Origin of the sequence: Pseudomonas syringae CC1557, assembly GCF_000452705.1 — a bacterium.
GTDB lineage: Bacteria > Pseudomonadota > Gammaproteobacteria > Pseudomonadales > Pseudomonadaceae > Aquipseudomonas > Aquipseudomonas syringae_F.
In genome coordinates this window covers 4,419,344-4,440,745 of record NZ_CP007014.1, presented here as the reverse complement: position 1 = coordinate 4,440,745, position 21,402 = coordinate 4,419,344, and the positions used below count along the sequence as shown (strand labels likewise).

19 protein-coding genes are annotated in these 21,402 nt (G+C 58.3%); 12 read left to right on the top strand and 7 right to left on the bottom strand.

Annotated elements, in window-relative coordinates:
* Positions 1–91 precede the first annotated feature (91 nt).
* Positions 92–964 (top strand): D-hexose-6-phosphate mutarotase, encoded by an 873-nt coding sequence (locus N018_RS19620; RefSeq protein WP_024645597.1) that lies wholly within the window; start codon positions 92–94, stop codon positions 962–964.
* Positions 965–1,051: 87 nt separating this feature from the next.
* Here the strand turns inward: N018_RS19620 and N018_RS19615 are convergent, their stop codons facing one another.
* Positions 1,052–1,918 (bottom strand): MurR/RpiR family transcriptional regulator, encoded by an 867-nt coding sequence (locus tag N018_RS19615; protein WP_024643925.1) that lies wholly within the window; start codon positions 1,916–1,918, stop codon positions 1,052–1,054.
* 219 nt (positions 1,919–2,137) lie between these two features.
* Between N018_RS19615 and zwf the strand changes: the two genes are divergently transcribed.
* Genes zwf through N018_RS19600 form a run of 3 tightly spaced genes read left to right on the top strand, consistent with a single transcriptional unit; the run spans position 2,138 to position 4,999 of the window.
* Complete coding sequence (gene zwf / locus N018_RS19610; RefSeq protein ID WP_024643926.1) at positions 2,138–3,607, top strand: glucose-6-phosphate dehydrogenase; 1,470 nt, start codon at positions 2,138–2,140, stop codon at positions 3,605–3,607.
* Positions 3,594–4,307, top strand: coding sequence for a 6-phosphogluconolactonase (gene pgl, locus N018_RS19605; RefSeq protein WP_024643927.1), 714 nt, complete (start codon positions 3,594–3,596; stop codon positions 4,305–4,307). Before zwf ends, pgl begins: the two co-directional genes overlap by 14 nt.
* Before the next feature lie 17 nt (positions 4,308–4,324).
* Complete coding sequence (locus tag N018_RS19600) at positions 4,325–4,999, top strand: bifunctional 4-hydroxy-2-oxoglutarate aldolase/2-dehydro-3-deoxy-phosphogluconate aldolase (protein ID WP_024643928.1); 675 nt, start codon at positions 4,325–4,327, stop codon at positions 4,997–4,999.
* A gap of 140 nt (positions 5,000–5,139) precedes the next feature.
* On the opposite strand, the gene N018_RS19595 is transcribed toward N018_RS19600, so the two are convergent.
* A complete protein-coding gene (locus N018_RS19595) occupies positions 5,140–5,379 on the bottom strand; it encodes a DUF3820 family protein (RefSeq protein ID WP_007248394.1) in 240 nt (79 codons plus the stop codon).
* Between the two features lie 219 nt (positions 5,380–5,598).
* Here N018_RS19595 and N018_RS19590 point away from each other — a divergent pair, with 219 nt between their 5' ends.
* Entirely contained in the window at positions 5,599–6,078 is a 480-nt protein-coding gene (locus N018_RS19590; protein ID WP_024643929.1) for a PA2169 family four-helix-bundle protein, read from the top strand.
* Between the two features lie 68 nt (positions 6,079–6,146).
* On the opposite strand, the gene N018_RS19585 is transcribed toward N018_RS19590, so the two are convergent.
* From N018_RS19585 to N018_RS19565, 5 genes are all read right to left on the bottom strand, one after another.
* A complete protein-coding gene (locus N018_RS19585; RefSeq protein ID WP_025390534.1) occupies positions 6,147–7,679 on the bottom strand; it encodes a sensor domain-containing diguanylate cyclase in 1,533 nt (510 codons plus the stop codon).
* 199 nt (positions 7,680–7,878) lie between these two features.
* Positions 7,879–9,243, bottom strand: coding sequence for a heavy metal sensor histidine kinase (locus tag N018_RS19580; protein ID WP_025390533.1), 1,365 nt, complete (start codon positions 9,241–9,243; stop codon positions 7,879–7,881).
* On the bottom strand, positions 9,233–9,910 hold the full coding sequence (locus N018_RS19575) for a heavy metal response regulator transcription factor (protein ID WP_024643932.1): 678 nt from the start codon (positions 9,908–9,910) through the stop codon (positions 9,233–9,235). Before N018_RS19575 ends, N018_RS19580 begins: the two co-directional genes overlap by 11 nt.
* 9 nt (positions 9,911–9,919) lie before the next feature.
* On the bottom strand, positions 9,920–13,027 hold the full coding sequence (locus N018_RS19570; RefSeq protein ID WP_025390532.1) for a multidrug efflux RND transporter permease subunit: 3,108 nt from the start codon (positions 13,025–13,027) through the stop codon (positions 9,920–9,922).
* Positions 13,024–14,190, bottom strand: a complete 1,167-nt coding sequence (locus N018_RS19565) for an efflux RND transporter periplasmic adaptor subunit (protein WP_024643934.1) — start codon at positions 14,188–14,190, stop codon at positions 13,024–13,026. Before N018_RS19565 ends, N018_RS19570 begins: the two co-directional genes overlap by 4 nt.
* Before the next feature lie 301 nt (positions 14,191–14,491).
* On the opposite strand from N018_RS19565, the gene N018_RS19560 reads away from it, so the two are divergent.
* The 7 genes from N018_RS19560 to N018_RS19530 all read left to right on the top strand — a co-directional run bounded on the left by N018_RS19560 (position 14,492) and on the right by N018_RS19530 (position 21,384).
* Positions 14,492–14,860, top strand: coding sequence for a hypothetical protein (locus tag N018_RS19560; protein WP_229631147.1), 369 nt, complete (start codon positions 14,492–14,494; stop codon positions 14,858–14,860).
* A 355-nt stretch (positions 14,861–15,215) separates the two neighbouring features.
* Positions 15,216–15,794, top strand: a complete 579-nt coding sequence (locus N018_RS19555; protein WP_024643936.1) for a fimbrial protein — start codon at positions 15,216–15,218, stop codon at positions 15,792–15,794.
* A 65-nt stretch (positions 15,795–15,859) separates the two neighbouring features.
* Positions 15,860–16,612 (top strand): fimbrial biogenesis chaperone, encoded by a 753-nt coding sequence (locus N018_RS19550; protein ID WP_024643937.1) that lies wholly within the window; start codon positions 15,860–15,862, stop codon positions 16,610–16,612.
* A gap of 128 nt (positions 16,613–16,740) precedes the next feature.
* A complete protein-coding gene (locus N018_RS19545; RefSeq protein WP_025390530.1) occupies positions 16,741–19,287 on the top strand; it encodes a fimbria/pilus outer membrane usher protein in 2,547 nt (848 codons plus the stop codon).
* Positions 19,284–20,066 carry a fimbrial biogenesis chaperone gene (locus tag N018_RS19540; RefSeq protein ID WP_025390529.1) on the top strand — a complete coding sequence of 261 codons (783 nt, stop codon included), beginning with the start codon at positions 19,284–19,286 and terminating at the stop codon, positions 20,064–20,066. Before N018_RS19545 ends, N018_RS19540 begins: the two co-directional genes overlap by 4 nt.
* 1 nt (position 20,067) lies before the next feature.
* On the top strand, positions 20,068–21,066 hold the full coding sequence (locus N018_RS19535) for a fimbrial protein (RefSeq protein ID WP_025390528.1): 999 nt from the start codon (positions 20,068–20,070) through the stop codon (positions 21,064–21,066).
* A 93-nt stretch (positions 21,067–21,159) separates the two neighbouring features.
* Positions 21,160–21,384 (top strand): hypothetical protein, encoded by a 225-nt coding sequence (locus N018_RS19530; RefSeq protein WP_024675366.1) that lies wholly within the window; start codon positions 21,160–21,162, stop codon positions 21,382–21,384.
* Positions 21,385–21,402 lie beyond the last annotated feature (18 nt).

Sequence of the window (21,402 nt, the reverse complement as noted above, 5' to 3'; positions counted from 1 at the left end):
CGCGATCAAGGGTCGTGTGTGCTTTGCGGGCAGCCTGGCTGCCCGTTTTTTTATGGTTTGAATTCTTTTATTTTCAGGGACGCGATTGGCGATGACCATTCACGACGCGCAACTGCCTGAACATCCTCTGCAACGTTTCTTCCGATCCCTGCGTGCGAGACCGACTTTCGAGTGGGAGCGCCATCAGCTGCGCGACGTACTGGTGATCAATCATCCGCAGTGCCAGGCGGTGTTCAGCCGCCAGGGTGCGCAGTTGCTGCACTTTCAGCCCCAAGGTCAAAAGCCCTGGCTGTGGTGCGCAGCGCAGTGGCCGCAAGTGGGGGCGATTCGCGGTGGTGTGCCGGTCTGCTGGCCGTGGTATGGCCGACATCCCGGTGAGAGTGGCTGGCCAGCGCATGGCTGGGGGCGATTGCTGGACTGGAAGTTGATCGACAGCAGTGAAAGCGAACAGGGCGTCAGCCTGCACTGGCGCTTGCAGCTATGGGACTGGCAGGTCAACCTGCACGCCGAGCTGGGGCAGGGCATGGAGCTGCGCCTGAGCACCTCTCATGAAGACAGCGAGCCTTGTCATTTCAGTCATGCGCTGCTTGCCTACTGGTTGATCAGTGATGTGGAGCAGGTCGCGCTGGACGGTCTGGACGGCGCTCAGGGCTACGACGAGCTCAGTCGTCAGGCCTGCCAGCAACAAGGCGAACTGCGCGTGGCAGGCGGCTGTCAGAGAGTCTTCGAACACGCTGGCGCCTTGCAACTGCAAGACCCCACCTGGCAGCGCAGACTGAACATCGACACCGGCGACAGCGCCAACACCGTCGTCTGGCACCCCGGCAGCCGGCCCCTGCTCGGAGTGGGCGGCAGCGAAGCCGCAGGTTTTGTCAGAGTGGAAGCCGCCTCAGGCTCCGGCGACGCCTTCAGCCTGCGACCGGGCGAGCAGGTGCAACTGAAATTGCAGGCGAGCCTGGCGTGACTCAGATGCCTCTCGTTCCTGACTATCGTGCGACGCTCCGCGTCGGCATGCCTTTCCGGACGCTCTGCGTCCGATCTTGAACCTGTTTCAGCCCTGATCCTCGATCGGATACCGGCTGTCGTTCAGGCTTTCCTTGATTTTGCGCAGGTGCGGCTGGAAGTCGACGCCGCGGCGCAGGGTCATACCGGTGGCCAGTACGTCCAGAACCGTCAGTTGAATGATCCGCGAGGTCATCGGCATATAGATATCGGTGTCTTCCGGCAGCGGAATATTCAGGCTCACGGTGCTCGCCTGAGCCAGCGGTGAACCTGCGGCCGTCAGGCCCAGCACCGAAGCGCCGTTGGCCCGTGCTATCCGTGCCACTTCCACCAGCTCGCGGGTGCGGCCGGTGTAGGAAATGATCACGAACAATTCACCCGTGTGCGCTACCGAGGCAATCATCCGCTGCATCAAGACGTCAGCATGTGCCGTGACCGCCAGGTTGAAGCGGAAGAATTTGTGCTGCGCATCGAGTGCCACCGGCGCCGAAGCGCCCAGCCCGAAAAAGTGGATCTGCCGCGCCTGGATCAGCATGTCCACCGACTTGCTGACCAGTGCCGGGTCCAGTTGCTGACAGGCGCTGTCCAGCGACGCAATGGCGCTGCCGAAAATCTTCTGGGTGTAGGCTTCAGGGTTGTCGTCTGCTTCCACTGCGCGGCTGACATAGGCTGCGCCGCTGGCCAGGCTCTGCGCCAGTTGCAGCTTGAGCTCCGGATAACCGCTGACGTTGAACGAGCGGCAGAAACGGTTGACCGTCGGTTCGCTGACCTTGGCAGCCTGAGCAAGCGCGGCAATGCTCAGGCGAGTCGCCATCTGCGGATTGAGCAGAATCACTTCGGCCACCTTGCGCTCGGCCTTGTTCAACTCATCGAGTCGGCCCTGGATTTGCTCCAGGAGGTTTCTTACGCGGTCCATTCAAAGTCCTTGTCGCGGCTGATTTAGCAACGGTTTTTGACGCGGGCTTTTATTAGCCCTTTAGCCTGTAGCAAAGGTGGCCTATCGTACTGAGGGCCTGTGTTGATCACCACTGGAATATGCTTTCAGGCAGAATGTTGTGGTTATTACTACATATGGCCTTGAGTAACGCCTTTAAAAAAGGTATTTGTAGCCCAACTTGATAAAAGAACCAACATTATGCCCTTGATTACGGTTGAACCGTGCACATTTGCCCTGTTTGGTGCCCTGGGGGACCTGGCGGTACGCAAGCTGTTCCCGGCTCTTTATCAGCTTGATCGCGCTGGACTGCTGCATGAAGACACTCGAATTCTTGCCCTGGCGCGTGAACCAGGCGACGAGCAGTCGCATCTGGCGTACATCGAAAAATCCATGCGTCGCTTCATTCCCGAAGCGGAACTCGAAGCAGAGAATGCCCAACGCTTTCTGGCGCGGCTCAGCTATCTGCACGTCGACTTCCTCAAGGCCGAGGATTATGTGGCGCTGGCCGAGCGCGTTGGCGATGCCGAAACCCTGATTGCCTACTTCGCGACCCCGGCCTCGGTCTACGGTGCGATCTGCGAGAACCTCGCGTCGGTGAACCTGGCCGAGCGCACACGCGCGGTGCTGGAAAAGCCCATCGGCCACGACCTGGCTTCTTCGCGGCGGGTCAACGACGCCGTGGCGCAGTTCTTCCCGGAAAACCGCGTCTATCGCATCGACCATTATCTGGGCAAGGACACGGTACAGAACCTCATCGCGCTGCGTTTTGCCAACAGCCTGTTCGAGACCCAGTGGAATCAGAACCATATTTCCCACGTGGAAATCACGGTGGCTGAAAAAGTCGGCATCGAGGGGCGCTGGGGCTACTTCGATCAGGCCGGCCAGCTGCGCGACATGATTCAGAATCACTTGCTGCAGCTGCTTTGCCTGATCGCCATGGACCCGCCCAGCGACCTGTCTGCCGACAGTATTCGTGACGAGAAGGTCAAGGTGCTCAAAGCGCTGGCGCCGTTCACGCCGGAGCGTCTGGCTACACAAGTGGTGCGTGGTCAGTACACCTCCGGTTACAGCGAAGGCAAGGCCGTGCCGGGTTATCTGGAGGAGGAGAACTCCAACACCCAGAGCGATACTGAAACCTTCGTCGCGCTGCGTGCCGACATCCGCAACTGGCGCTGGTCGGGCACACCGTTCTATCTGCGTACCGGCAAGCGCATGCCGCAGAAGCTGTCGCAGATCGTGATCCACTTCAAAGAGCCGCCGCACTACATCTTTGCTCCTGAGCAGCGTTTGCAGATCAGCAACCGCCTGATCATTCGCTTGCAGCCTGACGAAGGCATTTCCTTGCAGGTGATGACCAAGGACCAGGGCCTGGACAAAGGCATGCAGCTGCGCAGCGGCCCCTTGCAACTGAATTTTTCCGACACCTACCGCAGCGCTCGGGTCCCCGACGCTTATGAGCGGTTGTTGCTGGAAGTCATGCGTGGCAATCAGAACCTGTTTGTCCGCAAAGATGAAATCGAGTACGCCTGGCAATGGTGCGATCAGTTGATCGCTGGCTGGAAGAAGGCGGGCGATGCGCCTAAGCCTTATCCGGCGGGTACCTGGGGGCCTATGAGCTCCATTGCTTTGATTACTCGCGACGGGAGATCCTGGTATGGCGATATGTGATCTTGAGCTGCCAGCAGGGCTGGTGGCACGTGACTTCGACACACCGCAGCAACTGGCCGATGCGCTGGCTGCCAATGTGGCCGAGCGTCTGAAACAGGCAATCGGTGAAAACGGCCTGGCAACGCTGGTGGTGTCCGGTGGACGCAGCCCGGTTGCGTTTTTCCAGAGCCTGGCCGGACAGCCGCTGGACTGGTCGAAAGTGGTGGTCAGCCTCGCCGATGAGCGCTTTGTGCCCACCGAACATGCCGACAGCAATGCCGGCCTGCTGCAACGTCACCTGCTTCAGGGGCCTGCGGCGAAGGCGAAGTTTCTCGGTCTCTACAACGTGGCTGCCAGCGTCGAGGAGGCAGCACTGGTTGCTGATCAGGCACTGGCTGAGCTGCCGCCCATCGACGTACTGATTCTGGGCATGGGCGACGACGGGCATACCGCGTCGCTGTTCCCGAACAGCCCTAATTTAAACGAGGCGCTGGACCTTAATGGCGAGCGTCGCTGCCTGCCTATGCTCGCACCGAGCGTGCCGCATCAGCGTCTGACCCTGACCCGTCGCCTGTTGGCCTCGGCCCGCTTGCCGATTCTGTCGGTATCCGGCCAGGCCAAGCTCGACACCCTGCGCGCTGCGCTGGCGGGCGACGACCTCGCCGAAATGCCGGTGCGTGCCTTCCTCAACCCGTCTCTCGAGATTTACTGGTGCCCATAAGCAAAGGAACCGTCGCCATGACACAGAACGAAAATAATCAGCCGCTCAACAGCATGGCGAACAAAATTGCCCAGATCGACGAGCTCTGCGCCAAGGCAAAGATTCTGCCGGTCATCACCATCGCCCGCGAACAGGACGTACTGCCGCTGGCAGACGCATTGGCCGCAGGTGGCATGACGGCACTGGAAATCACCCTGCGTTCGGAGTTTGGTCTGGGCGCTATCCGCATCTTGCGCGAGCAGCGTCCAGAGCTGTGTACCGGTGCCGGGACCATTCTGGACCGCAAGATGCTGGCCGACGCTGAAGCCGCGGGCTCGCAGTTCATCGTCACTCCCGGCAGCACGCAGGAACTGTTACAGGCGGCACTCGACAGCCCGCTGCCCTTGTTGCCTGGCATCAGCAGTGCGTCTGAGATCATGATCGGTTACGCCCTGGGCTACCGCCGTTTCAAGCTGTTCCCCGCCGAAATCAGTGGCGGCGTGGCGGCGATCAAGGCCTTGGGCGCGCCGTTTAACGAAGTGCGCTTCTGCCCGACCGGTGGCGTCAACGAGCAGAATCTCAAGAGCTACATGGCCTTGCCTAACGTCATGTGCGTCGGCGGGACGTGGATGATCGACAATGCGTGGGTCAAAAATGGCGATTGGGGTCGTATTCAGGAAGCGACTGCTCAGGCGTTGGCCCTGTTTGACTGATTTTTCTGATTGAAAGCATCTCGGCGTCAGCCGGTCGCGGCTGGTTGATGCTGACCAGGAAGTTGTTGTTGGTTGTATGGCTTTTCGGTGCTCCCTGGTCCGGAGCACCATTTTTTATTCTGGACCGTATCTCCTTTCGCTTACCCCCTGTCTTTGAACGATTGACGCGGACGCGTGCGCAGCGGGTCCAATAGCGCGCTCAGGCCGTTGTGATCGATTTCCTGCATAAGCGCCAGCAAGCCACCCAGTTCTCCCTTGGGAAATCCTTCCCGCGCGAACCAGTTCAGATAATGCCCCGGTAGATCGGCTATCAGTCGACCCTTGTATTTGCCGAACGGCATTTCCTGAGTCACGAGCAGCTTGAGTTTTTCCGGATTCATCGATGAGGGGTCCTGTCATTGCCTTTCGGCGAGCACAATACGTGCATTCTGCATGCAGGCCAAACGACAGTTCATGCAGAAGTCACGATCAGGCAAATGTGAAAATTTCGTAACTCATTGATTATTAATAAAATATTTCACTTTTAAAACTGGCACGCTGTCTGCAATTATCTATCTATCGAACACTTTCGTATCAACCTGCCATTAGGAAATTATCAAATGACTGATATCAATAAAGAAGCCATCTCCATCCTGAATGACCTGATCGAAACCAGCAAAGACGGTGAAGAAGGCTTCCGCACCAGTGCAGAACACGCAAAAAGCGCCCAGGTAAAATCTTTCCTGGCTAACCGTTCGACTGAAGTAGCTGCCTCTGTGCGCGAGCTTCAGGCTGAAGTGGTTGCGCTTGGCGGCAAGCCTGAAGATTCTTCGAGCGTATCGGGTGCCCTGCACCGCGCTTGGGTCAACCTGAAATCCATGGTGACTTCGGACGACGACAAGGCCGTGCTTGAAGAAGTGGAAAAAGGCGAAGACGTCGCCAAGAAGGCTTATCGCGAAGCGTTGGAAAAAGCTCGCAATCACAACGTTCCAGCCAACGTAATTGCGTTGATCGAAAAGCAGCAAGCGGGTGTCCTGGCCAACCACGACAAAGTGAAAGCACTGCGTGACGCGGCCCGTGCGGCACATGCTGCATCGTAATACGCTGCCCCAGCTGTAACAAAAAACGCCAGCCTGTCTGGCGTTTTTTTATGTCGATCAACAGGCTATCACGCCTGATTTATCAACTCTGAAGCCGAAACAGCAGCCCGCTGTTCGACACGATTACGGCCATTGTTCTTGGCCTGATAAAGCGCCTTGTCGGCAATGCCGAAGAACGTTTCCAGCTTGTCCCCTTGACGAACAACCTCTGAAGCCACGCCAATACTGACAGTCAAAGGATGTTGCGCATCTGTGAACAGCGGCAGTGATTCGACCGAGCGACGTATATTCTCGGCGATCATCATGGCCCCTTTCAGATCGGTTTCCGGCAGCACTACCACAAATTCCTCACCGCCATAGCGCGCCAGCCGATCGCCTGGTCGACGGATATTGTAGGCAATGGTTTGTGCAATCAGCCTTAGTGCTTCGTCGCCGCCCTGATGTCCATGGCGCTCGTTGAACGCCTTGAAATGGTCGACGTCGATCATCAGCAAAGAAAGGCATTTGCCAGAACGCTGTGCGCGTGCCCATTCGGTATCCATGGCTTCGTCAAGCTGGCGGCGGTTATCCAGGCCGGTCAAACCGTCAGTCGCAGCAAGGCTGGCCAGTGCGTCTTCTGCCCGGCGGCGACGGCGCAGCTCGCGGCTTAGCAACCAGGCCAGCCAAAGAATACCGAGGCAGAGAACGCCGGTGGCAGTGGTGACCAGCCACGCATTGCGCTTCCAGACTGCATACACCTCTTCCTCGGACTGGCCTATCACCACAATCAGTGGAAGATTGCCGACACGCGAAAACGTATACAGGCGTTGCGTATTCAACTGAGTCGAAAGGGCACTGAAGCTGCCATCGCCTTCCTTGAGAATGCGTTGAAAGTTGGCGCCGTAGCTGTAGTCCTTACCGGTCAGATCCTGACCTTCCAGATCGGGGTAGCGGACGATCAGGATACCGTTGGCATTAATCAGGTTAATGCTGGCCCCAGTGCCCAGGTTCTGACTCATGAACAGATTCTTGAAATACACCAGACGCATGGCTGCGCTTGCGACTCCCAGAAACTTACCATCAGGGCCTGACATTCGTCTGCTGAAACTGATGCACCAGTCCTTGAACCCCCAACGACTTTTATAAGGCGTGCTGACATGCAGGCCAAGGGACGGATCGACCCTATGTATCTGAAAATAGGAACGATCAGAAAAGTTATCGTCCCGTGGCGTCACTGACAGCGAATCAGCCAGCAGTTCACCCTTGTTATCGAGTAATACCAGGTCACCTTTGTAAGAGGCCGCCGTCGAGCGATCAAACAGGACAAGTTGTCGCAGTTCAGGGGAAAGATCTTTCAGGTCATCCCGTTGCCAGCTACTGATCATGCCTTGCAGCGAAGAGTCATACAGTTCTGCATTGTGCATGACGTCAGCGTCGATCAGACGAACAATGTTGGCCGCTGCACGCGCCGCTGTCTGAGCAGCATCGTCGCGCTCCCGAAGCAGCAGTGACGCCACGATGGCCAGAATGGCGGACACCGACAGCAAGCTGCCAAGGATCAGCATGAACTCGGGACGGGGCCATTTGAGCTGCGCTGGCCGAGCGGACGCAAACAACGTCATGGGGTGTTCTACCTGCAAAAATGATGTTGAAAGTGATGAGGGCGGTTAACTTTATTTTATGAATTTATGGCAGGGTATATCACGCCTCTTATATCCTGATATGACGGGAATGTGAATAAACCGGCTTTATCAAGTGGATGGCGGACTACCCCTGCCTTCAACAGCAAAAAGACAGCTTGATCACGGTGAGGGGCAGGTATCAGCGAGGAAGTTGGATACCAAACGTGTTGGTTCCCTGACCACTTTTCACAAACACAGTACCGCCATGCATCAGCGCAATGGCTTTGACAATCGCCAGCCCCAGACCATGATTGGCACCGCTGTTGCTGCGCGAGGCGTCGACCCGATAGAAGCGTTCGAACAGTCTGGGCAGATGCTCTTCCGCTATCGGTACACCCGGGTTGATCACCGCGACGCTGACATGCTCGGCCTGTGACTCGATGCGCACACAAATCTCTTGTCCGGCTTTGGTGTGCTGCACGGCGTTATGCAGCAGATTGATCAGGGCACGGCGCAGATGGGCCTTTTCTATCGGTACGCGGGCATCGCCATCGACGCTTACCTGAACCTGCGCATCTTCAAGAATGAAATCCAGGTAATCGAGTGTCGTCGCGACTTCTTCCGCCAGAGAGGCGCAGGTCAGTGTCTGAACCTTCGTGCCCTGATCGGCGCTGGCCAGGAACAGCATGTCGTTGATAATCGAACGTAGCCGCTCCAGCTCTTCGAGATTCGATTGCAGCACTTCGAAATAATGCTCGGCAGAACGTCCTCGTGTCAGCGCCACTTGTGTCTGGCCAATCAGGTTGGTCAATGGCGAGCGCAGTTCGTGAGCTACGTCGGCGTTGAATGATTCCAGTCGCGAGTAGGCCAGTTCGACGCGCTCCAGAGTCGAGTTGAACGACGCGACAAACTGTTCGAGTTCGGGCGGTAACGGCGTCAGTTGCAAGCGTCCGGACAGCCTTGGCGGGGCCAGTTTCTGGACTTCTTGCGACAGGCTTGCCAGTGGACGCAGACCGATGCGCGCCACCCAGTAACCGAGTGCCGAAGCCAGCAGAATACCCACTGCGGCGAGGCTGATCAGCGCTACCAGTAACGAATGCTGTGCATGCCAGAACGTCTCAGTGTCGATGGCGGTCAGAAAGCGCAGCGCCGGACGCTGCTCCTTGGCCGGAAATTCGCTGACCAGCACCTTGAAGGGGAAAGGGTGATCTGCCAGTTTCAGGTCGTGCATGCCCAGCGGGCCCTGCGCAAACCTGCGAATGTCTGCGTCCGGGTTACCAAATTCGTACAGCGGATTGTCACTGGTCACCCAGAACCGCAGGCGTTTGTCTTCTTCGCTGAGCAGCCTCAGTTTTGCCTTGGTCTTTTCCCAATGCTCCGGATTGCCGAAACGCCCGACCGCAGATTCCAGCACGCTGTAGCGCGCATCGACTTCGGCACGCGGCAGCAGGTCCATGCTCTTGTCGACCTGCAGATACAGAGCCCAGCCGATCAGCAGGAAAACCGCGAGTGCAACCAGTGCAAACATCCCGCTCAGGCGCACAGCAATCGAATCAACCCGCATTGCGGTTTTCCAGCACATAACCCATGCCGCGAATGGTATGCAGCAGTTTATGTTCATGCGGGCCGTCGAGCTTGGCACGCAGGCGCTTGATGGCGACTTCGACGACATTGGCATCGCTGTCGAAATTGATGTCCCAGACCATCTCGGCAATCGATGTCTTGGACAGGATGTCACCCTGACGCCGGGCCAGTACGCTGAGCAATGAAAACTCCTTGGCTGTTAGGTCCAGGCGGGTCCCGCCCCGGGTGGCCTTGCGGCTTATCAGATCGATCCACAGGTCTGCGATAGTGATCTGCACCGGCTCGTGACCGCCGCTGCGGCGGGTCAGCGCTTGTAGGCGGGCCACCAGTTCGAGAAAGGAAAACGGTTTGCCGAGGTAGTCGTCTGCGCCTTCACGCAACCCGCGAATACGGTCGTCGACCTGTTCACGAGCCGTCAGCATGATCACCGGCGTTTGCTTGCGCGCGCGCAACGCACGCAGCACGCCGAAACCATCCAGGCCGGGTAACATCACGTCGAGGATGATCACCGCGTAGTCGTTTTCCAGCGCCAGGTGCAGCCCTTCGATGCCGTCGCGGGCCACGTCCACCGCGTAGCCCTGCTCGGTCAGGCCACGGCGCAAATAGTCGGCGGTTTTCTCTTCGTCTTCGATAATCAGCACACGCATCAGGCTATCTCACTCATGAACAGCCAGCGCTGGCTTGTCGGACATTGGCTGGCGGCGCTGAAACAGCCGTTCCAGTTGCAGGTAAATGATCGGCGTGGTGAACAGGGTCAGCATCTGGCTCACCAGAAGCCCGCCAACCACGGCGATACCCAGTGGTTGGCGCAGCTCGGACCCGACCCCGAAGCCAAGCATCAGTGGCAGCGCACCGAGCAGGGCGGCAATAGTGGTCATCATGATCGGCCGGAAGCGCGTCACGCAGGCCTCGTAAATCGCCTCCTGCGGCGTCAGGCCCCGTTCTCGCTGCGCCTGCAAGGCAAAGTCCACCAGCAGAATACCGTTTTTCTTGACGATTCCGATCAGCAGCACCACGCCAATCAAAGCCATGATCGAGAAGTCCTGGCCCATCATCCACAGCAGCAACAACGCCCCGATGCCCGCCGAGGGCAGGGTGGAAATGATGGTCAGCGGGTGCACGAAGCTTTCGTAAAGCACACCCAGAATGATGTACACCGCCACCAGCGCGGCCAGGATCAGCCATGGCTGGTTGGCCAGCGAACTCTGGAACGCCTGCGCAGCGCCCTGAAAACTGCCGATGATCGCGGCCGGCATGCCGATTTCGTTCTTGGCCTGATCGAGCATGCGTACTGCATCGCCCAGCGCCACCCCCGAAGCCAGGTTGAACGAAAGATTGGCGGCCGGAAACATACCGTCGTGGCTGATCGATAGCGGGCCCATGCGTGGCGCGCCGACCTTGGCCAGCGCCGACAACGGCACCATTTCGTTGGTCAGCGGTGAGCGCAGGTAGAAGTAGGCCAGGCTTTCCGCCTTGCCGCGTTGTTGGGCATCCAGTTCGAGGATCACCTTGTACTGGTTGACCTCGGTCTGGTACTCGCTGATCTGCCGCTGGCCGAACGCGTCGTACAGCGCCTGATCGACGTCGGCGGTGGTCAGGCCGAAGCGGGCGGCCGCGCTGCGATCAATATCGATGTGCGTGACGCTGCCGCCCAGTTGCAGATCGTTGGACAGATCGCGGAACGCCGGGTTGCCGCGCAGTTTTTCGGTCAGTCGTTGCGTCCAGGTGTTGAGCAGCGGCCCATCATTACTTTTCAGCACGTACTGATACTGGGCGCGGCTGGGGCCGGAGCTGAGGTTGATGTCCTGGCCGGCACGCAAGTACAGAACGATACCGGGGACTTTTGCCAGTTTGGGGCGCAGGCGGTCGATGAATTCACTGACCGACACATCGCGCTCCGCGCGTGGCTTGAGCGAGATCCAGAAGCGGCCGTTGGCGATGGTCTGGTTGCTGCCGGATACGCCCACTGAATGCGAGAACGCCAACACCGCAGGGTCGGCACCGACGATCTTCGCCAGTTGCAGGTGCTTTTCGACCATGTCCGAGTAGGAAATGTCGGCAGCTGCCTCGGTCGTGCCTTGCGCGAACGAAGTGTCCTGAACCGGAAAGAAGCCCTTCGGAATGAGGATGTAGCCCACTACCGCAAGCGCGAGGGTCAGGCCGAATATGCCGAGCATCAGGCGCTGGTGTGCCAGAGCCCTGCGCAAACCACGCTCGTAAGAGGCCAGCAAACGCTCGCCGAACCCCGGTTTCCGATGCTGATCGTGCGTGGGCGCACGCATGAACAGGGCTGCCAGCGTCGGTGCGAGGGTCAGCGAGACCACCACCGAAATCAGAATAGTCGCCGTCGCGGTGAGCGCGAACTCTTTGAACAGGCGTCCTACCACGCCACCCATGAACAACAGAGGAATAAACGCGGCCACCAGCGAGAAACTGATCGACACCACAGTGAAGCCTATTTCCCCGGAACCCTTGATCGCTGCCTCGCGCATACCTTCACCGGCTTCGAGATGGCGGTGGATGTTTTCCACCACAACGATGGCGTCGTCCACCACGAAACCGACCGCCACCACGATGGCCACCAGCGTCAGGTTGTTCAGGCTGAAGCCAAACAGGTACATCATCGCGAAGCTGGCGATCAGCGACACGCCGAGTACGGCGCTGACAATCAGCGTGGCCGACAGCTGCCGCAGAAACAGCGCCATTACCGCAACCACCAGCAACACTGCAATCAGCAGGGTCATCTCCACTTCATGCAGTGACGCCCGAATGGTCCGCGTGCGGTCGTTGAGCACGGAGACGTCGACGGCGGCCGGGAGCATTTCCTGCAAGCGCGGCAGCTCACTCTGAATACGGTCCACCGTCTCGACAATGTTGGCGCCAGGCTGGCGGAAGATCGCGATATTGACGCCTTGCTGGTCGCCGGACCACGCCTTGACGTAGGCGTTTTCCGAACCAGCGACGACTCGTGCCACGTCTTTGAGTTGAACGGGAGCGCCATTCTTGTAGGAAACAATAAGTTGCGCGTAGTCCTGCGGCTTGAACAGCTGGTCGTTGGCCGACAGGGTGGAAATGCTGTCCTTGCCATACAAGGCGCCTTTGGCCAGGTTCAGGCTGGTCTGTTGCACCGCCAGCCGGATGTCCGCGAGGGTCAGGCCCAGCGCGGCCAGTTTTTCCGGAGCGGCCTGCACGCGAATCGCTGGACGTTGCTGGCCGGTGATGTACACCTGACCAACACCTTCGATCTGACTGAGCTGACGCGCCAGAATGGTTTCAGTGACATCGCTCAGTTCGGTGCCGGGCATCAGGCTGGAGCTGACACTCAGAATCAGCACCGGGCTGTCCGCCGGGTTGACCTTGCGCCAGGTCGGCAGGCTGGGCATGTCGGCAGGCAGCCGTGCGGACGCGGTATTGATAGCGGCCTGGACCTCCTGAGCAGCAGTGTCGATGCTTTTATTGAGGGTGAATTGCAGCGTCAGGTTGGTCGAACCCAGTGCACTGCTGGAGGTCATTTGGGTCATGCCGGGTATTGCGCTGAACTGCACTTCCAGTGGCGTTGCCACCGATGACGCCATGGTTTCCGGGCTGGCGCCGGGGAGCTGTGCGGTGACCTGAATAGTCGGGAATTCTGCTTCCGGCAGGGGCGCAATCGGCAGGCGCGGAAAGGCAATGACACCCAGCAGCACCATCGCGAAGGTCAGCAACAGAGTGGCGACCGGGTGCTCGATGCACCACGCCGATACCGAGCCCCGGCTGTTGCTCATCGTGCGCGCTCCACATCGGCCGTCGCGACATCCGGAGTCGGCGCACTGACCACCTCGACCGTGGCGCCAGGCCTGAGCCGCGACTGTCCATCACTGACTAACACATCGCCTGCCTGAGGTCCGCTGATCAACGCCTGTTCGCTGTCCTGATAAAGCACTTTGACCGGCACCATCTCTACTTTGTTGTCGGCCTGCACCCGGTAGACGAAGTGCTGATCAACGCCCCGCTGTACCACCTGAGGCGGCACTTTCAACGAGTTGCGCTCGATGCCGATCTGGATCTTCACCGTGACCAGTTGCCCCGGCCAGAGCTGTTCGCCGGGGTTGTTGAATTGTGCCTTGGCGCGGATCGTACCGGTGGTGGCCGACACCTGATTGTCTATCAGCGACAAGGTACCCTCGCCCAGCAGCAAGCCGTTGGCGGAACCGTCGCCCTGATAAGCCTTGACCGCCGCCGAGGTGTGCTCAGCGACCAGCCCTTGCAGGGTCGGCAGCATTTGCTGCGGCAGGGAAAACTCCACGGCGATCGGGTCGATCTGAGTCACCGAAAACAGCCCTTGAGCATCGCTGACACGCAGGAAGTTGCCTTCGTCGACGTTGCGGATACCGACTCGTCCGGTAACCGGTGAGCGAATCTGCGTGTAGGAAAGCTGTACCTGAGCCGAGTTGATACTGGCCTCGTTACCTTGCGCCGTGGCGCTCAGCTGTTTGACCAGTGCCTGTTGCTGATCGAATGTCTGCCGCGAAATGCCGTTGTCTTCGGTGAGCTGGCGGTAGCGCTTGAGATCCAGTTGCGCGACGTCGAGTTGCGCCTTGCTCTGCGCAAGCTGGGCCTTGGCTTGTTCGAGCGATGCGCGGATCGAGCGATCATCAAGTGTCGCCAGCAGCTCGCCGGCCTTGACCTGTTGACCCTCCTTGACCAGCACACGCATCAGCACGCCATCCACCTGCGGGCGAATGACGACGCTTTGCAGCGACAGCACAGAACCGATCCCGGTCACGAAACGTGGCACATCCTCGACGCTGACTGTGATCACTTTGACCGGCACTGCAGTAGCGGCGGATTTCGGGATTGAGGCGGGACGCAGCAGTGTCCAGCCGGCCAGTACAGCGCAGGCTGCCAGCAGAATAACGGCAATGACGGTCAGGGTTTGTTTGCGCATAGGGAGGGAAACGCCGAATTCGTCTGGAATTAATGTTTTGCCGCTTCTTTATAGCCTGCAAACCCGGTCAGCAGAATGACTATCAGCTGTCAGTTTTGACAGAAAGCCTCCACTGGACAAGACGCCCAGTCAAGAAAAGTCAGGGTCGGGCGATATTTAGGTTGAAGGGCAATTTGTCCAGATGTTTATCGAGTCTCAGGGTAATTCCTACAGCTCCCTTCGTCGGCTTCTGACAAATTGTTCTATCGGCAAGTCGAGTCACTAACTGAATCCATGAGTGGAGAGTGCAATGAGAAACGGAATGTCACGCTGGAAAGGAGTTCTGAACGCCCTGTCCATTCATCGAGGAGCGAAGGTCGCGACACTGATGGTTTCGTTACTGATTGCCCCGCACGTAGCCTTGGCAAAAGACGGTGGATTCAGCCTGCACGGTAGCATTGTCAATAGCAGCTGCGGGGTTACCGGGTTTACCGGCAGTGCATCAAGTGCCCAATTCCGTAGTCTCCAGGTTGCCCCGGGTATCCTCCTGCAGGTAAGTACCGAACATAATGTATGTGGTAACCAAGTCATGCCCTTCGCCACGACGTATCAGGCAATGCCCGTCACGACGCGGATTGACGGTGATTCAAATCAGGCCAGTGCTGCACTGGTGACCCTGAGCTATCAGTAATAACCCTTCTGTAAGGTTTTTTTCCGGAAACTGTCACGTGTTCTAACGTGGCAGTTGATTGTCCGACACAACGCCCCTCAAAACACCCGCCAATCTATTGTTGGCCGATCCATTATTGAAAGACCTTGAATTCAGACATTTGTCTGATCGTTCTGCTTGGTCATTGCGTGACACTCCTTATTGCTGTCGCCTGTCCCGTATCAGTGGTTATTCCTACAGATCAATCCTGCGTGTTATGTCGTGTTATCTGCGGATTCAAAGTTATTGGCCTGACAGCGCTTGAATGACGGCGGCTCTATAGTGCTCGCCGTCCGATAGTGGGCACACACGAAATAACACAGGGAAGGTAGTAGGCATGAAAAAGATTTCTCTTACATTGGCAGTGCTGGGCGCGATGGGCATGGCAAGTACAGCGACTGCGGCGAACAACGGCAAGCTGGTCTTTAACGGGACGCTGACCAATATCTCCTGCGATGTAGGTCCGGGCTCGGGCGTCAGTGCAGGCACCAATCCGGGCGAAATCAATGTGGACCTGGGGAACGTATCCTTTTCCGATATAGGCATTTCCACCGAAAGCCGTTTTGAAACGGCAACGCCTATTCAGTTACTGGTCAACTGCAGCGCAGGCGCTGATCAATACAATACGGTCAAGATGCGCCTTATCGCCCGTAACGGCAGCGGCCTGGACAATAACGACCCCAAACTTCTGCGCACCACCGGTGCTGCCGATGGCGTAGGTATCGGCTTGCTGGATGCGTCTAGCGCGCTGATGGATCTCAGTGGGACAAAGACGATCGACACCGCCCTCGTCAAGGACGGCACTGATGGTGCTACTGCGGAAATCAACTTTGGCGCGGTGTACGTCCTTAATGGAACGCCCGTCAATCCAGGCAACGCCGACGGCTTCCTGCCCTTTGTGATGGATTACGAGTAACAGTGCCGGACAGGGTGGGTATATGGCTTGCCCTGTCATCTATTGAATTCAAGGCGTCCGTCAGTATGTTTTCTGAGTTTTTTCGCTGCGCAGCGTTAATGGCTGTGCTGTGCTGCACGGCCAGTGCTCAAGCGGGCATCGTGTTGAATACAACACGGGTCATTTATCAGGGCGATGAAAAAGAAGCCAGCCTGGGCGTCCACAACAGTGGCGCTCGGGAAATTCTCTTGCAGTCCTGGCTTGAGCCTCCGGTGTCCGCCGCCGGTCACGAGGAGGCAGCCAAGAACCTGCCCTTTATCGTGACGCCTGCCTTGGCCCGTATGGCCGGGGGCGGCAAGCAATTGTTGCGCATCATTTATTCCGGCACAGGCATGCCCAAAGACCGTGAATCGGTACTGTGGCTCAATGTTCAGGAAATACCTCAAACCGCCGCAGAAAATACATTGCAGATCGCGATACGTCAGCGCATCAAAGTGTTTTTCCGGCCGAACGGATTATCAGGCGACCCACTTGAATCGCCCGAAAAGTTGCAATGGCAATTACAGGATCACGATATTTTAAAGGTCGATAATCCAGGGCCTTATCACGTGTCCATGCTCAAGATTTCGATACGTCAGCACGACCTTGAACTGGCCACTGTCGAGAGTCAGATGCTGGCGCCGACGCAGAGTCTGCGTATTCCGTTAGTTAACAAGTCCAGTGCCGCGCCACTGACGCTGAGCTTTGTCAGTATCAACGATTACGGTGGGCAAGTGCTTTATCAAACAACGCTTATCGACAAACAGCCGGGTCATGCCAGCAAGGCCGTGCCTCGATGAATTGAAGCATGGACACCCGCTTTCAATATTAAACGTTCGGGCTCGACAATCTGTCGTCCCGCTGGACCTGCGTCGGTGTAAAGGACTGCGCTGCGCGAGAGATAGCCGAAGTAGAGTGAAGTCAGCTAATGGAATGGCATAAAAAATACAGCAGTGGCGTCGTTGCATACCTCGTGCTCTCTTGTCCCCGACGCTATTCGCCATGCATCGGTGTTGCGCTGACGCTGTCCGTTTCGCTCAGTGCCTGGGCTGCTCAGTCAGAAGTTGCCGATGACAGCGTACCGGTCAGATTCAATACGGCTTTTATCCAGGGCAGTGACCAGCCGCCTGATCTTCAGGAGTTTTTGCGCAGCAACAGTGTGTTGCCCGGCACTTACCGGGTGGATATCTACGTCAATCGCACGCTGAGCGGCAGGCGCGATATCACGTTCTCGAAAAACCCGCTGTCAGGTCTGATCGAACCCTGTCTGTCACTGGACATGTTGAAAGGTTTCGGCCTGGACCCCAATCGCTTGCCTGCGGATACCAGACCCGGTGAGGCATGCTTCGATCTGCCTGCGCGTGTCGAGTTTGCCCGGGTCGACTATCAGCCTGCAGCGCTGCGACTCAGTATCAGCATTCCACAGGCGGTCATGGTGCACGGTAACCGCGGCTATGTGGCCCCCGAATTGTGGGATCAGGGCGAAACTGCGGGTTTTATCAATTACACCTTCAACGGCAGCAAGCGGCGCAACAAAGGCGTCGAAATCGACCAGTATTATGTCGGGCTGCGTAATGGGCTGAATATCGGGGCCTGGCGTTTGCGCAATGAATCGTCATTGGTTCAGGGCAATGATCAGCCCTGGCGCTATCGCAGCAATCGCACGTTCGCGCAGCGCGACATCACGCTGCTCAAAAGCCAGCTTACGGTCGGTGAGACGTTCACCGACGCGCAGGTGTTCGACAGTGTCCGGTTTAAGGGCGCTGCGCTGGTGTCTGACGAGGGCATGTTGTCTGACAGTGAGCGCACCTATGCACCAGTGATTCGCGGGATTGCCGAGACCAATGCCACCGTGGAGGTCCGTCAGAACGGTTTCCTCCTATACAGCGGCAGCGTTTCGCCCGGACCTTTTGAAATCACTGATATCTACCCCAGCGGCTCCAATGGCGATCTGTCCGTCACCGTCATCGAAGCGGACGGACGTGTGCGGTCATTCACCCAGGCCTATGCGTCGCTGCCGATCATGGTGCCTGCCGGGTCATTTCGTTACAGCCTGGCGGCAGGGCAGGTCGACAACAACGATGGACCTCAGGCGTCGCCGGGTTTCGGCAGTGTGGCGCTGATCTACGGACTCTCCGAACGGGTCACCGGTTTCGGTGGTCTGCAACTCTCCGAGGGTTATCAGGCTGCGAACGCGGGTGCCGGACTCAACACCGGAGTGGGGGCGGTGTCTCTGGACATCACCCGATCCGTGAGCCAAGCGGATAATCAGTCATCACGCGGTGGGCAAAGCCTGCGCCTGCGTTATGCCAATACCCTGGACGTGACCAATACCACGCTGGCAGTGGCGGGCTATCGATATTCGACCGAGGACTATCGGACCCTCGACCAGCACGTCAGCGAGACAAATCCGCAGACCGGCATGCGCCGCGCCGGCCGGGCCCGGGACCGACTCGAACTCAGTGTCACTCAGATAGTGCCGGTCTATGCGGCCTCGGTGAGCCTGACGGCTTCCGAGCAGCGTTACTGGAACCTGCCAGGCAAAACCCGCCAGCTTTATCTGTCGTGGAACGCGGCCTGGCGCACGCTGAATTACAGCTTGTCCATCGAGCGCAACGAGGATTTCGGAGCGCGCGGCGAAGCGAGTACCGACAACCGGATTGCCTTGAGTGTGACCTTGCCACTGGGCGCCAGCTCCGCCTCTTCGCGTCTGTCGTTCAACGCGGTGCGTGACAGCTCGGGCCAGTACAACGCGCAGGTCGGGCTCAACGGCCAGGTGTTGGGCGAGGCCAGCACGTTTTACTCTCTGCAAGCGGGTCACGACAGCAGTTCGGGGAGCTTTGGAGCAGGGAAGATCAACACTACTACCGGGTTTGGCCGTTTTGAAGCCGGCTTCAGCCAGGGCCAGGATTACGATGCGTTCACCCTGGCAGCATCCGGATCGCTGGTGGCCCATGCCGGAGGTGTGAATCTGGGGCAGACGCTGGGTGAAACGTTCGCGCTGGTTCAGGTCCCGGAGGTCAGCGGTGCCCGATTGAGATCCTTCAGCAATGTCGAGACCGTAGGCAATGGCTACGCGGTTCTGCCCTACGTACAAGCCTACCGCACCAACTGGGTGAGCCTGGACACCCGACAACTGGGTGCCGATGTCGATCTCGGCAACGCCATCAATCAGGTCGTGCCACGCCGTGGCGCTGTGCCGGTGGTACGTTTCAAGGCCTCGGTGGGCCGACGTGTGCAGTTCGAACTGGTACTCGGCGATGGCAGCAGATTACCGCTGGGTGCCAGTGTCGAAGACGAGCAGGGCAGGGCGTTGGCGGTGGTTGATCCGACCAGTCAGGCACTGGTGCTCAGCGAGCGGGACGCCGGCCACTTGCACGTGCGCTGGGCCGGCCAGCACTGCCAGGCCGCCTACTCGCTGCCACCCAGGGACCCGGCCCGGGCTTACGAACGCATTCGGGTGGTGTGCCAATGAGTGTCGTCACTGGCTGGCGCGTGATGGTGCTGTCGCTGCTTTTCACCGGCAGTGCGAGCGTGAATGGGGCCATTGCCCTGACCGGGACGCGGTTAATCTTTGACGGCCAGTACCGCGAAGTCAGCATCGAGGTGCGTAACCCGGGCAAGACTGAGACGCTGTTCCAGGCCTGGCTCAGCGATCCACACGATGGCGATAGTACGACCCCTGATCAACGCAGATCACTACCGTTTGTAGTGACGCCGCCTTTGGCACGCCTGGCGGTCAATGGCAGGCAAACGTTACGCATTCTTTATCACGGCTCCGGCATGCCGCAGGCACAAGAGTCATTGCTGCATCTTTACGTGCTGGAAGTGCCTCGCCACCAGAAGGGTCACCGTCAACTGAATATCGCCGTGCGTCAGCGTATCAATGTGTTCTATCGGCCCGCAGGGCTCGACGGTGATCCGGCTGAAGCTGCCGGACAGTTGCTGTGGCAGCTGGTCCACGGCGATCCGAAGGGCGTCAAACTGAAAATCAGCAACCCCACGCCTTATTACAGCGCGCTGAGCGCCGTGCTTCTGGATGGTATTCAACTTGGAAATGACCGGTTGCTGGCGCCGGGTGATGAATTCGAACTGGTGCTAACCAGACAGATTTCGCCGTTCACGCAGCATCAGCTTTCGTACAGCGCACTGACTGACTATGGCGGACGGCGGGGATATTGCGCGCGATTAAACGGACAGGAGGTCGTCAAGGGCCATCTGTTGGAGAACAACTCTCTTCAGGACAAATGCTGATATGAACCCTCTAGTTGCCAGCCGCTGGCTGTCATTCTTTTTATTGCCGCTGATGCTCGCTCCGACGTCTGGTTTTGCGCTGGTCTGTGTCACCCAGAATTCCGGTGCGACCGAGATTCACGATAGCCTGAACAGCACGGTGGCGATTCCTGCCTCGCTCCTCGACGGCGAGGTGGTGTGGCGTTCCGAACCTCTTAACATTCAGGTGGAGTGCGCCAGAGATAGCCAGCAGTCGGGCGAGGAGGAGGTGTTCCTTTACCTGAATCCTGACAACCAAGTGATCGGCCAGGGCATCCGTTCCGGGTTGACGCTAGACGCAGGCGATCATCTGCAAAGCAGCGGGAGAATAAGCACCGGACACTTTTTACCGGTATGTCGAGAAAGTGAAGCCCGTCTCGAAATGTGCCCAAAAATACGCTTTAACCTGGGGCTCTCCGTGTTCATCCAGAAGTCCGGCGCTACGCCGCCATCTGGCGTGGCAAGTCATCTGACCGATTACCGTTTCTTTCAACTGGGCGGCTCGACAGGGCCAGACCGGTTGCCGGGTCGTAGCCTGAGTTATGTCATCAACAACCTTGGCGGACTGCGTTTCGTCGCTTGCGATGCGGAGCTGCAAGTTATCCCTGAAACCGTGGATTTTGGCGACGTGGATATTCAGCAGGTTATGGTCGGCAAGGCGCTCGCCACGCAGCCATTTTCGCTTTCGACCAGCCGCAGCTGTGATTCGCCATACAGCATCGATGCCCGATTCCGGCCTGTGACAGGCAGCGTATCTGGCGAACTGCTAGTGCCTTCGAACAATGACTCGGTGGGCATCCGAATTATCAGCGGGATCACTGGCAATCCGCTGCAGTACAACGAACCGTTCCATCTGGCCGACCTGCTGGGAGAGACTCATGCGGCGCGCGCTGACTTCAACGCCGAACTGGTCTGGAACAACGCCCGGCCGAAGCCGGGGCCCTTCGAAGCCGAGATCATGGTCGATCTGTTCTATAAATGACGGCGACAGGAGGCTTGGGCAGTTGCCCGGTGATTGAGGTATGCTGCGCGACCGCGGGCGTCTGCCCGGCCATTTCGACTTTCTGGTGACACCATGACCACTCCTGAACAACCTCCTGTTCAAGACGCCGCAACCGAGGCTGCAGCCGATTCCGACAAGAAGGGTGCCGTCGCGCCGTTCAGCTTCCCGTTCAAGCCTGCAGAGTTCGCCCAGGCGAAGAAGGATCAGGCCTGGTACCAGAAAGCCAACAAGCACGGCCATCACAAGACACCCGGTGTAGCACCGGCCGGCACTCGCAGATCAATGGGCAAGCGCTGACAGCGGATGTCCTGTTGT